The sequence below is a fragment of the Corynebacterium canis genome, assembly GCF_030408595.1.
Lineage (GTDB): Bacteria > Actinomycetota > Actinomycetes > Mycobacteriales > Mycobacteriaceae > Corynebacterium > Corynebacterium canis.
The window spans coordinates 2,609,254-2,621,527 of the sequence record NZ_CP047080.1 but is presented as its reverse complement, the minus strand read 5'-3'; the positions used below and the strand labels follow the sequence as shown (position 1 = coordinate 2,621,527).

Genomic DNA, 12,274 nt, shown 5'->3' with positions numbered 1-12,274 from the left:
CTCCGGAACAGTGACTTAAAACACATGGTGATCGCGGTTACTTTAGTTTTGCAAGCTGATTCACCCACCCGACATTCAGGTTGCAAATCCCCGATGAACCCACGCGCAAGCACGCACACACTAGGAGGAACTTGTGCCTGATATACACCAGCTCATAGATCCTGTTGGAGGCTATGTATCCGGCAGAATCTTTGTAGACGATGATATTTATGCCCAAGAGCTTGAAAACGTTTGGCAACGCACCTGGGTATTTTTAGCCCACGAATCGATGCTACCCAAAAAGGGAAGCTATATTCAGACCTATATTGGCGAAGACCCGATTGTGGTTGTGCGCCAGCGTTCCGGGGAAGTCATTGCTTTCCTGAATCAGTGCCGGCACCGTGGAATGCGCATTTGCCGCGCTGACCGCGGCGTCGCTAAGAGCTTTATGTGTTCCTTCCACGGTTGGGCCTATGACCTGCAAGGAAACCTCGTGGACATCCCGCACGAGGACAATGCGTACCCGGCGGGATTGGACAAGTCGAAGCTGAGCGCCATTCGTGTGCCGCGCATCGAAAATTACAATGGATTTATTTTCGGCTCGTGGGATGAAACCATTCCGCCGCTCGAAGAGTATCTCGGTAACGCCAAATACTACCTGGACGGTTATATCGACCGTTACGAAGGCGGCATGGAAGCAATCGCGGTACATAAATGGGTGTTGCCCGCGAACTGGAAGTTCAATGTCGAGCAGCCCACTTCCGATATGCAGCATTCGGAAATCAGCCACGTTTCCGCAGTGGAAGCGTTGGCCAGCGGCTCCGATACTTTTAACCGGAAAACCGGGCGGGAAAAGGTCCCAACCGGCCGCCAATTCTTCAGCCCGTACGGCCACGGCGGAGCTTTCTTTGGCAAGCGCGGCGCTGAAATCCCCAACACCGCGCCGGCCCTGGTGGAATGGGAAAACACGGTGCGGAGCAGCATCGAATCCCGGCTAGGCGAGTTCCGCGAAGTACGCGGGCACATGAACGTGTTTCCGAACTTTATGTTGCTGGGCAATTACACCTTCCGTGTCACGCATCCGCGCGGCCCCCACGAAATGGAGATTTGGTCCTGGGCGTTCGTGCCCAAGGACGCGCCCCAGGAAGTCAAGGAAGCCATTCGCGTCGACGTGATGCGCACCTTCTCGCCCGGCGGCATGTTCGAACAGGATGACGCTGAGAACTGGGAGGAGATGCAACGCATCCTCCGCGGCGCCAAGGCCCGCAAAACCGGGTTTACCTACAACATGCGCGGCGTCGCCGTGACCACTGATGACGACGGCTACCCGGGCGGCTCGACCGCACATGTGTACTCCGATAACGCGGCGCTCAATATGTACGGTTTTTATCGCGACCTTATGGCGGGTCACAGCTGGGAAGAACTCAAAGCCATGCGCGGCGGCACCCCCGAAGTTGCCATCGCCGATTTCAGCGCCGTCATGGACAGCGCAGTGCTGGGATAAGGACACACGTCATGCTTTCACAAAAACTCCGCGTCGATGCGGAAACCGAACGTGCAATCACCCGATTCCTTTACGACGAAGCTGAGCTCGTAGACAACATGGAATGGGACACCTGGCTGGAGTGCATGCACCCCGATATTTACTACTGGGCACCCGTGCGAGAAAACCGCGTCGCCCGCGAACGCTCCGAGGAGTTCTACCCCAAGGGCACCTCGGTGTATTTCGAAGAGGGCCACGAGTACCTGCGGCAACGCGTGTTTCGGCTGCAGACCAATATGGCTTGGGCCGAGGAGCCGCCTTCACGCTCCCGCCACCTGGTTACCAACATTCGAATTGATGCTCGAGAAGACGGCAACTTCAATGTGCGGTCCAATTTCCTGATTTACCGCAGCCGTGGCGAGCGGAGCCAGGACACCATCGCTGGCGAACGCAGGGACATCATCGTGTCCGCACCTGAGTTCGAATACGGCTTCAAGGTCCTCGAGCGGGAAATCCGCTTTGATATGGCGACGATTCTGGTGAAAAACCTCAGCCTGTTCTACTAGAAACATTGGTGCAACGTGAAAACACTGCAATTACATCGCATCGGTGTGGTCGTATACGACCTCGAAAAAGCGATCCAAAACTATTCCACGATTTACGGCATAACCAATTGGCAGCGAGACGAGCATGCGCCAGACCAGGCCGTGTCCTATGGCCGCACCGTCACCGGCGCACGGTGGCTGAGCGCGCGCGGCGCTACCAGCACACTTGCGTTCGAGCTCATCCAACCGCTGGCGGGGGAGTCTCCGTTCCAGGAACACCTGCGCACCAAACGCGAAGGCATCGCCTTTTTGCAGATCGTGGTATCGGGCGATCCGCAACAGCATTTCGCCGGTCTTGGCATCCCCCTCGCCTACCGCGCGGGCGAACGTGAGTTCTACGATACGCGCGACGCGCTAGGCGGATTCCTAATCGAACCCGTGCTCGAAGCCGACCCCACGCGCCTGCCCGCCGAAACGACCGACGTGCCGCTGCCAACCGAACGTATTTACCATTTCGGGGTCATCGTTCACGATGTGCTGAAAACCCTCCCCGCATACCGCGATATCTTTGGCATCCAGCGTTTCGAATGCAAAACCTGGGAAACCGGCTGGGGGCGCCTCGACGCCCCGCAATACCGCGGCGAGCGCGTCGACCACGGCTATTTCACCGCGCAGGGCATGGTCGCCGACTTCGGCTTCGAGATCATTCAAAGCAACCACGGCCCCAGCCACTACAACCGGGAGTTTTTCGACGCCCGCGGCCCCGGCATTCACCATTTCTTCCCGTGGTTGACCTCCGAAGACCAATCTTGGGACGCCGTAGTTGAGCGCATGGAAGCGCTCGGATATCCGCTGTGTATGGGCTCAACGCTCCGGGGCGAGGCCGCCGAATTCGGCTATTTTGACACCTTTGATGCGCTCGGCGGTTACCTCGTAGAAGTGGTGATTCGGCGTCGTCCCCCAGCCCCAGAATTCGCCCAACCAGATTGGGTGGTGGAGTACACATGATCCGCATTTTGCACCAAGCGGGTGCGATCTCGGCGCAGCTGGTCGAAAGCCTGCCTTGCCCGGCGGACGCGTACCGTTCCGTCACCGGCGGCGACTCCGCGCTATTGCTTTCGGTGACAGATAGCCAGCTGGAACAGCTGCTCGCAAGCCCCGAGTATCGCGACTTTGTCACCCACGCATCCACCGAAATCTATCACCAACAACAGTTCGAATTGCGCGAAAACACGTGGGCACCCAAGGCCCCAACGTCGGCGCTGATCCGCTGGCCTGCACGAGGGCAAGTTCGAATCATTATCCAGGGCAGCTACCGGCCGAATCCCAAACGTCAAGAGCTCACGCTGCGCGAGGTGATGGAAACCCGCCGGGAGCCCGGCTGCGTTGCCTATGACTGGTATGCGCACACCCGAGACGTCGATAAGCTCCTGCTGCTGGAGGTGTGGCAGGACCAGCAATTATACGACGCACACTGGCTCGGGCGCGTCGAAACTACGGCCTATCGGGGCGATTCCGGCCGAACGCCCGCCGGCGACGCCGAACGAGAGTTCTATAGGCGCGCGGAGTTCGACCTCCTGTACGGACGCTTCCTGCCTCAAAATCCCGCCCACTATTCGCACACTGTCGTGTGGCCAGACTAACGCCAAAGGAACAACCATTATGACCGCTACAACCCATGAGTCCACGTCACCGCCGCCTTCCACGCCGAAGGCGAGCACTCCGGACGCTGCGGAACGTCGCCGCGCCGTCTTGTCGAGCTTCCTTGGAAGCACCGTGGAATACTACGACTTCCTCCTGTATGCAGCTGCGGCAGGCCTGGTCTTTCCCAAACTGTTTTTCGGTAGCTTGAGCCCGGCGATGGGGACGACGCTGTCCTTTGTCATTCTCCTTATCGGTTATATTTCGCGCCCGATCGGCTCCATGGCATTCGGACATTTTGGCGATAAGTACGGCCGCAAAAACGTCCTCGTGATTACGCTGCTCACCATGGGTATCGTGTCGGTGGCAATCGGCCTGATGCCATCCGCAGATATGATCGGTGTCGCGGCCCCGATCCTGCTCGTGGTCCTGCGCACGGTGCAGGGTGTCGCGGTGGGCGGCGAATGGGCCGGCGCCACGCTCATGGCCATGGAGCATTCCCAGGAAGGCAAAAAGGGTTTCGGTGCGTCGCTCGCCATCGCGGGCGGCCCAGCGGGCGCGGTCCTGTCCACGCTGGTCCTTTCGGTATTCTCCACAATTTCCGGCGACAATTTTGCTAACCCCGAACAGTATTTCGTTACCGACTGGGGTTGGCGCGTGCCCTTCCTGTTCTCCGCTGGCATCGTTGTGTTCGGCCTGTACCTGCGTTCGCGCGTGACTGAGTCGCCGGAGTTCGAGGAAGCCCGCCAACGCGGCGACGTTCATACAGGTGTTCCACTGATGAAAATGCTTCGGGATTCCCCGAAAGAGCTCGTTACGGGTTCCCTCGCGGGTATGGCCGGCCTGTTTATCCAAGGCCTCCAAGCGTCGTTTATGGTGCCGTACATGGTTGCGAAAACCGCCGATTCCGAGACTCCGATTTCCCGCGCGGACGGCCTGATGATGGTCACCATCGGCTCCGTGATCGCCATTTTCGTCATGCCCTTCCTGGCCTGGCTTTCAGACCGCTACGGTCGCCGTCGCGTCATGGTTGCTGGCGGCATCGTCTCTGTTATCGGCCTGTGGATTGTTATCCGCATGATTGACACCGGCGACCCGGCCCAGGTGTGGCCCGCCCTGATCCTTATGGTGTGCGTGGTGCAGCCCGCGCAATACGGCCCGATTGGCGCCTTCCTTTCCGAGAAATTCGACGCCGCTCACCGCTACACGGGCGCCGGCATGACCTTCCAGATGGCTTCCATTTTGGGCGCGGGCACGGCACCGTTGATTGCGAACCGACTGGTCACGCCGGAGACCGGTCTGGACCCCGTGGCCTGGTACGCGACGTTGCTGTTCCTGGTGAGTTCGCTGGCCATCCTCGCGTCCAAGGAAACCGCCCGCCAGGAAACCCACGCGCAACGTTTCCAGGAAACCTCCGTGGTCAAGGCTTAGCCCGCTTTTCGACGCCCCGTCCGCCGCGCCGCTACCCCCATCGCGGCGGGCGCGCCACGCCGACCACCATAAAAAAGTGATAAGTGTTACGTGAGTGGCTGGCTGGGCTTCGCCATTCGCAGGTTTTTGCCCCATTATGAGGGGGCTTTTCCGTTTCTGACAAGGGAAGAGTCCCAGATATTACGTGCGTACTAAAGTTCGACGTGGCGGGTGGGAGTGCCTTCGCTATTCTCAGCTTTCCCGCCCCGAAACTGAAAAGTAGTGCACAATCTGTGCTATAGCGACCTTGTTCTTTTTGCTACCGTGGCGCTTATGATCACTCACCTGCGATTGACCCAGTGGATGACATTCCACGAGCAGGCCCTAGAGCTAGGGTCTGCTGCTTTGTTGGTGGGACCTCATCACGTTGGGAAGACAAACGCGCTGCTAGCGCTTCGTACATTGGGCAGGCTGGCTGCTGGCTGGCCCATCGAATCCGTCGTAGAAGACTTGGAATGTGCGCCCCGCGGACGAGACGAGTTTCGGATCGGCTGCAGCGTTGGAAACCTAACCTATGACATTGTCGTAGAGGTTCGCCCCGAGCTCCGCATCACCGAAGAGGTTTTAGGCATGGGCGAGGGCGAATCCCTGAATCTAGCTGAACTTTCGTTCGATGGTCGGCATTCCTCCTTATTCAAGCTCGCGGGGTTACCCGTGGTCGAGGACTGGGCGATCGACGAACTCTCCCAAACCTTGCGCTCGATCACGGAATTCGTGCCGCACCCAGAGCGAATGCGCGAATTCAGCCCAGTGAGTGACACCCTCGAGCCCGATGCCTCCAATATCTCCGGCGTGCTCTATCAATTGGCCTCTACCGACCCCGAATCCTTTGCCCGCATCGAAACCATCGCCTGTGATCTTGGCGGTCCTTCCGCCCGCTCCCTTGGCTTCGCCACCACCGACCTTGGCGACGTCATGATGGTCCTCAACGAACAATTCCAGGGCCAATTCGTGGGCACGCCCGCCCGCCATCTTAGCGACGGTTTCCTTGGCGAACTTGCCCTTGCCACCGCCCAGCTCAGCGGCAAAACCCTGCTTATCGACACCCCGGAGCATTTCCTCCATCCCCAACACAGCGATCTTTTCCTCGCCATGCTCCACGGCATCCAATCCATCGTGGCAACCCGCAGCCCCGACCTGGTTAACGCAGGTCAAGCCGCCGGAAACGAACACATTGTGATCGTCGGCCGCGATTCCGACACTGGAACCAGCTACCTCACGCCAATCGCCCAAATGGCCGAGCCCACGGAACCCGACGCCGCAACCGAGGAGCCTCCCGCCCCCTCCGACGTCGACGCTGATGAGCTTGCCGAGGATCACCCCACCCTCAATCCCGCCGACGCCGAAACCGCCGAGCCCGAATCCGCCGAGCCCGAATCTGCTGAGCCACCCGCAGCCGAATCCGCCGATGCCATGGATGCTCTCGGCGAAGACGCCGCAGATGCGCCCGCAGGTAAAGAATCCGTGATGTCACGTTAGCCTTTCCGCTCGGCGCGACGAGGTCAGGGTTCACGGCAGCGTCGTGCAACCTATGCTCGAAGCATGATTGATGTGTATCAGGCGATTGCCACCCGCCGCGATGTGCGAGCCGAATATACGGGCGAACTTATCGGTGAGGAACAATTGCGCCGAGTCCTCGCCGCTGGGCATGCGGCCCCTTCCGTAGGCAATTCCCAACCGTGGGATTTTGTTGTGGTTCAGCAGCAGCAGCGGTTGGCAGCCTTCGCCGAGCACGTGGCGGGGCGTCGAAAAGCGTTTGCGGAGAGCTTACCGGAGGCGCGTAAGCACACCTTTGAACCCATAAAGATCGAGGGTATTTGCGAATCGGGAACGGGCGTTGTGGTTACGTACAACCCGGAACGAGGCGGGCCGCACATCTTAGGCAGGCACACCATAGACGAAACCGGCCTGATGAGCGTCGCGCTGGCAATTCAAAACATGTGGCTAGCTGCGACGGCAGAAGGGCTCGGCATGGGCTGGGTGAGCTTCTACGAGGAGCAATTCCTCGCCGAATTCGTCGGCTGCGTCGCCCCCGTGCGCCCTCTAGCGTGGCTCTGCCTCGGGCCCGTCACTCACCTCGAACAAGTGCCCGATCTCGAGCGTTTCGGTTGGCGCGACCGCAGGCCCTTGGATAACGCGATTCACCGCGAGCGCCTACGCTGAAACCATGACGCTATACGACATCCCCGTAACCACTATCGACGGCCGCGACACCACCATGGGCGATTGGGCCGGGCACGTGCTACTCATCGTAAACACCGCCTCCAAATGCGGACTCACCGAACAATACGATAGCCTCCAACACTTGTTCGATGAGTATGCGATGCGAGGTTTCTTTGTTATCGGCATGCCGTGCAACCAATTCGCGGGGCAAGAGCCCGGCAGCGAAGCTGAAATCGCCGAGTTTTGCCGCGTGAACTACGGTGTCAGCTTTCCGCTGCTCGCCAAGGCCGACGTCAACGGCCCGAACACTCACCCGCTGTATGCGTTCCTGAAAGAGGCAACCGGCGGCGAGGACATCGCCTGGAATTTCGAAAAGTTCGTCGTGTCCGACTCCGGCGAAGTCATCGCGCGCTTCGGGCCTAAGATCGACCCCGAGGACGACGCAATCGTTGACCTCATCGAGGAGCTCCTACCGATCTAGTTTTCGGTCTCGCCTGGGGCGTGGGTTGCGGCCGCCTACCGTGCGCCCCTCGCTCAGCAACACGTGGCAAATGTTACATCCGCAAAAGATTTCGTTCTTCGAATAGGCGCTCCCTTGTGCTTCTCGGTATGCTGTGTGCGTCCGAGTTCTGCGTTATTTTTGTCGCAGGATTGCACGCTGTACCTACTGCGAGTAAGGGAATTGTTGTGGCCCGTGTAGTTGTCAATGTGATGCCGAAGGCAGAGATTTTGGATCCTCAGGGGCAGGCGGTTGGCCGTGCCTTGGGTCGTATCGGGGTTGAGGGGGTGACGGATGTTCGCCAAGGTAAGCGATTTGAGCTTGAGGTCGCGGATTCCGTGACCAAGGAAGACCTCGAAAAGGTTGCCGAAATCCTCCTGGCCAACACTGTGATCGAGGATTTCGAGGTTGTCGGTTTTGAGGTGTCCGAGTGACCGCGAAAATTGGCGTAATTACGTTCCCCGGCACCCTTGACGATGTCGACGCCGCGCGCGCCGTACGCATCGCTGGTGCTGAGGCGGTGTCCTTGTGGCACGCAGACACTGATCTTCAAGGTGTGGATGCTGTGGTGATCCCCGGTGGGTTTTCCTACGGGGATTATTTGCGTTCTGGAGCGATTTCCGCACTTGCCCCCGTCATGCAATCGGTGATCGAGGCCGCGGGCAAAGGCATGCCTGTGCTGGGCATTTGCAATGGTTTCCAGATTCTTACGGAGGCTCGTTTGTTGCCGGGGGCGCTCACCCGCAATGAGGGGCTGCATTTCTACTGTGAGGATATTTATCTCACCGTCGAGAACAACACCACCGCGTGGACGAACACTTTTGCTAGCGGCCAGCGGATTCTGATTCCGAGCAAGCACGGCGAGGGGCGATTCCAGGCGTCTGCCGACGTCGTGCATATGCTTGAGGCCGAGGGGCGCGTGGTGTTCCGGTATGTCGAAAACTTTAACGGTTCGTTGAATTCAATCGCGGGGATTTGTTCGGAGAATGGCCGCGTCGTGGGGCTCATGCCGCACCCCGAACATGCAGTCGAAAAGCTGACTGGCCCTTCGGTGGATGGTCTCGAGCTGTTCTTGTCCGCTGTCGGCTCGATCGCCGCTTAACCCGGAAGGTGTTTGCACAATGACTGTTCCCTTCAACGATACTGTCGACGCCGCGACGGCCGACCCCGATGCCACCCAACCGTACCGTGAGCTCGGGCTTAAAGACGATGAATATGCGCGGATCAAGGAGATCCTTGGGCGCCGCCCCACGCATGCCGAATTGACCATGTATTCGGTCATGTGGTCCGAGCATTGCTCATACAAATCTTCGAAGGTTCATCTGCGCTACTTTGGCGAGACCACGACGCCGGAGATGGGGGAGAAGATCCTCGCAGGTATCGGCGAAAACGCCGGTGTGGTGGATATTGGAAATGGGCACGCGGTGACCTTCCGCGTGGAATCTCACAACCACCCGTCTTACGTCGAGCCGCACCAAGGCGCGGCCACCGGCGTGGGCGGCATCGTCCGTGACATTATGGCGATGGGCGCGCGCCCAGTTGCCGTCATGGATCAGCTTCGCTTCGGCCCCGCTGATGCGCCGGATACTCAGCGCGTCTTGCCGGGTGTGGTCGATGGCGTCGGCGGTTACGGCAACTGCCTCGGCCTGCCGAACATCGGTGGCGAAACCATATTCGATGAGTCTTATGCCGGCAACCCGCTCGTGAATGCGCTGTGCGTGGGTACCCTCAAGGTCGATGAGCTCAAACTGGCTTTCGCTTCCGGTTTGGGCAATAAGGTGATGCTGTTTGGTTCGCGCACCGGATTGGACGGCATCGGTGGCGTGTCCGTGCTGGCATCCGATACGTTCGAAGATGGTGCCGAACGCAAGCTGCCCGCGGTGCAGGTTGGCGACCCATTCGCGGAAAAAGTCCTGATCGAATGCTGCCTTGACCTGTATAAGGCGGGCGTTGTGGTGGGCATTCAAGACCTCGGTGGTGCCGGCCTTTCCTGTGCCACTTCCGAGCTTGCGGCGGCCGGTGACGGCGGCATGTTGGTAAACCTCGACATGGTCCCGTTGCGCGCCGAAAATATGACCGCTGCCGAGATTTTGGCCTCGGAATCCCAAGAGCGCATGTGTGCGATTGTGACGCCGGAAAACGTAGATAAGTTCAAGGACATCTGCGCCCACTGGGATGTCACCTGTGCCGAGATCGGCGAGGTGACCGACAACGACCGATTGGTGATCACGCACCGCGGTGAAGTCGTTGTGGAGGCCCCAGCTCACACCATCGCTCACCAGGGTCCCGTGTACGAACGTCCGTACGCACGGCCGGAATGGCAGGACGAACTGCAGGTATTCCAGGGCGTCGAAAAGCCGAGCGATTTGCGCGCGGCCTTGCTGGACATGGTGTCGTCGCCGGCGCTGTGTTCGCGGGCGTTTATTACGCAGCAATACGATCGCTATGTGCGCGGCAATACGGTGCTCGCACAGAATTCCGATGCTGGCGTGCTGCGCATCGACGAAGAAACCGGCCGTGGCGTCGCGATCTCCGCGGATGCGTCGGGTCGATACACCAAGCTCGATCCGAACACAGGTGCGCGCCTTGCATTGGCCGAGGCGTACCGAAATGTTGCGGTAACTGGTGCGCGTCCGGTCGCTGTCACGAACTGCTTGAACTTTGGTTCGCCCGAGGACCCGGACGTGATGTGGCAGTTCCGCGAGGCCGTACATGGACTCGCCGATGGCTGCGTTGAGCTGGGGATCCCCGTCTCTGGCGGCAATGTTTCCTTCTACAACCAGACTGGGAGCACGCCGATTCTGCCGACCCCGGTCGTGGGTGTTCTTGGTGTGATTGAGGATGTGCATCAGAGGATCGGGCACGACCTCGGTACTGTCGAGGGCGTCGAAACGCTATATCTACTGGGTGCAACCGAAGACGAGTTCGGTGGCTCCATTTGGCAGCAGGTATCCGGCGGCGGTCTCAACGGCATGCCTCCTGAGATCAACCTTGCGAATGAGATGGCGCTTGCCGATTTCTTTACCGGACCCCGTGTAGTCACCGCTGCGCACGACCTTTCCGAAGGCGGCCTTGCCCAGGCGGTCGCGGAGCTGACGATCACCTCGAATGTCGGTGCGGACATTGATGTGGCATCCGTACACGCGGACGCATTTGTCGCGCTGTTCTCCGAGTCCGCGTCACGCGTCATAGTGGCCACCCAAGACGGTGCCGCGCTCGAAGCACGCGCGGCGGAATTGGGGATCCCAGTCGCGAAATTGGGCACCACCAACGCCGACCGCACCCTGCGTGTCGCCGGGCAGTTCGAAATCGGTATCGATGAGCTGCGCACGGCTTGGGAAGCTACCCTGCCGAAGCTGTTCGGTCACGCTGCCGGCGCAAACTCCGTCGTGGAGTAGAACACAAGCTCGAATAGCGTTGGGGCACCTGGGAATCCCTGGGTGCCCCTTTTGCACCAGTTTGTGGCGCGATCGTGTCAGAGTTGACGTGACGGAGACCAAGTTGGTGCAGGCGCTGGTGCCGACGGATTATTGTGATTGCCCTGGCGAGGGCATAGCTCACCTTGGCGCCGCCAACCTTACGCAGGCGACGAATTTAAGACGAAGGAAGTTGGAGATAATTGATTTCGCACCCTCGGGCCCTTAATTTTATAACCAATCTTGTTTTGACGATTGTTGCACTGGTATTGGTTTTCGATTTAGTATTCTATTTAATGGGCTGGATCGAACTCCGGCAAGCTTTCTGGATTGTCGTTTCAATTAATGGTTCGTTGATTCTTGCGCTGTTTGCAGTTCATTTCTGCTTCGCCCTTGTTTTGTCGCGCCGTAGCCAACGAAAGCCCTTCGATATATTTGTCGAGTTACTAGAGCTTTCTAAAATGGGTAGGTTGGTAATCGCGGAATGTCGAAGTTATAAGGCTATGTATCTCTGCGTGGTTCGCCGTCCCGATGTTGAGGGCCACGGCAACCTTCCTTTTCGTTCGGATCGTGGTACCTGGGGGGTATCAATTGCGTTTATTGCTGCGGCGATGATTGAGCTTCTGGTAGTACACTTTATTGTTGGCAATTTCCATCTCCGGATGGTTTTGCTGATTTTGTCCCTGTCCGGCATTATTTCATATATTGGGCTTTGTTGCGCCAAAGTGGCTTTCCCACACTTTGTTTCGGCGGAGGAATTGGTTTTAAGAAGATACGGTAATGTGCTAGCCCGCATTGCGCGTGCGGACATTGAGTCGGTCTCAATTTCGCGTAACGTAAGTTTAATTGATGACAGTGTGTCCGATGGCGACCTTAGTCTTGGCTCGCCCGACGGGACAAATGTCGCGATTGTTCTTCGCGAACCGATTTACGTTGAAATTCATTCATTTCTTCCCTCTCGGCGAAGCGCTGGCGACGTCGAGAGGCTTTATATTTTTGTCAATGACGCAGAGAGTTTTTGTGACGCATTGTGTGAGACCTAATTGATTCGTGTGGATTCGCTGATTGGCCCTTTGTC

The 12,274-nt window shown here is 58.5% G+C and carries 12 protein-coding genes; all 12 read left to right on the top strand.

The window, feature by feature from the left end:
- Positions 1 to 133 precede the first annotated feature (133 nt).
- Entirely contained in the window at positions 134 to 1,483 is a 1,350-nt protein-coding gene (locus CCANI_RS11635) for an aromatic ring-hydroxylating oxygenase subunit alpha (protein WP_146324359.1), read from the top strand.
- An 11-nt stretch (positions 1,484 to 1,494) separates the two neighbouring features.
- Positions 1,495 to 2,028 (top strand): aromatic-ring-hydroxylating dioxygenase subunit beta, encoded by a 534-nt coding sequence (locus CCANI_RS11630; protein WP_146324358.1) that lies wholly within the window; start codon positions 1,495 to 1,497, stop codon positions 2,026 to 2,028.
- Positions 2,029 to 2,043: 15 nt separating this feature from the next.
- Complete coding sequence (locus CCANI_RS11625; protein WP_146324357.1) at positions 2,044 to 3,015, top strand: VOC family protein; 972 nt, start codon at positions 2,044 to 2,046, stop codon at positions 3,013 to 3,015.
- Positions 3,012 to 3,650, top strand: a complete 639-nt coding sequence (locus CCANI_RS11620) for a putative quinol monooxygenase (protein WP_146324356.1) — start codon at positions 3,012 to 3,014, stop codon at positions 3,648 to 3,650. The genes CCANI_RS11625 and CCANI_RS11620 overlap by 4 nt, the downstream gene beginning before the upstream one ends.
- A 19-nt stretch (positions 3,651 to 3,669) precedes the next feature.
- A complete protein-coding gene (locus tag CCANI_RS11615; RefSeq protein WP_146324355.1) occupies positions 3,670 to 5,079 on the top strand; it encodes an MFS transporter in 1,410 nt (469 codons plus the stop codon).
- A 312-nt stretch (positions 5,080 to 5,391) separates the two neighbouring features.
- Positions 5,392 to 6,597 (top strand): AAA family ATPase, encoded by a 1,206-nt coding sequence (locus CCANI_RS11610; RefSeq protein ID WP_146324354.1) that lies wholly within the window; start codon positions 5,392 to 5,394, stop codon positions 6,595 to 6,597.
- 63 nt (positions 6,598 to 6,660) lie between these two features.
- Entirely contained in the window at positions 6,661 to 7,281 is a 621-nt protein-coding gene (bluB, locus tag CCANI_RS11605) for a 5,6-dimethylbenzimidazole synthase (RefSeq protein ID WP_146324353.1), read from the top strand.
- A 4-nt stretch (positions 7,282 to 7,285) separates the two neighbouring features.
- Positions 7,286 to 7,762, top strand: coding sequence for a glutathione peroxidase (locus CCANI_RS11600; protein WP_146324352.1), 477 nt, complete (start codon positions 7,286 to 7,288; stop codon positions 7,760 to 7,762).
- Between the two features lie 206 nt (positions 7,763 to 7,968).
- Positions 7,969 to 8,214, top strand: a complete 246-nt coding sequence (gene purS, locus CCANI_RS11595) for a phosphoribosylformylglycinamidine synthase subunit PurS (RefSeq protein WP_146324351.1) — start codon at positions 7,969 to 7,971, stop codon at positions 8,212 to 8,214.
- Positions 8,211 to 8,882: a phosphoribosylformylglycinamidine synthase subunit PurQ gene (gene purQ / locus CCANI_RS11590; protein ID WP_146324350.1), complete on the top strand. Its 672-nt coding sequence runs from the start codon at positions 8,211 to 8,213 to the stop codon at positions 8,880 to 8,882. Before purS ends, purQ begins: the two co-directional genes overlap by 4 nt.
- A 19-nt stretch (positions 8,883 to 8,901) precedes the next feature.
- Complete coding sequence (gene purL / locus CCANI_RS11585) at positions 8,902 to 11,178, top strand: phosphoribosylformylglycinamidine synthase subunit PurL (RefSeq protein WP_146324349.1); 2,277 nt, start codon at positions 8,902 to 8,904, stop codon at positions 11,176 to 11,178.
- A gap of 266 nt (positions 11,179 to 11,444) precedes the next feature.
- Positions 11,445 to 12,239, top strand: a complete 795-nt coding sequence (locus tag CCANI_RS11580; RefSeq protein ID WP_146324348.1) for a hypothetical protein — start codon at positions 11,445 to 11,447, stop codon at positions 12,237 to 12,239.
- Positions 12,240 to 12,274 lie beyond the last annotated feature (35 nt).

Bases quoted from the DNA above. Each gene is read 5' to 3' on its own strand.
- CCANI_RS11610 (WP_146324354.1), top strand. From the start codon at position 5,392: ATGATCACTCACCTGCGATTGACCCAGTGGATGACATTCCACGAGCAG.
- CCANI_RS11600 (WP_146324352.1), top strand. From the start codon at position 7,286: ATGACGCTATACGACATCCCCGTAACCACTATCGACGGCCGCGACACC.
- purL (WP_146324349.1), top strand. From the start codon at position 8,902: ATGACTGTTCCCTTCAACGATACTGTCGACGCCGCGACGGCCGACCCC.
- CCANI_RS11615 (WP_146324355.1), top strand. From the start codon at position 3,670: ATGACCGCTACAACCCATGAGTCCACGTCACCGCCGCCTTCCACGCCG.
- bluB (WP_146324353.1), top strand. From the start codon at position 6,661: ATGATTGATGTGTATCAGGCGATTGCCACCCGCCGCGATGTGCGAGCC.
- CCANI_RS11630 (WP_146324358.1), top strand. From the start codon at position 1,495: ATGCTTTCACAAAAACTCCGCGTCGATGCGGAAACCGAACGTGCAATC.
- CCANI_RS11620 (WP_146324356.1), top strand. From the start codon at position 3,012: ATGATCCGCATTTTGCACCAAGCGGGTGCGATCTCGGCGCAGCTGGTC.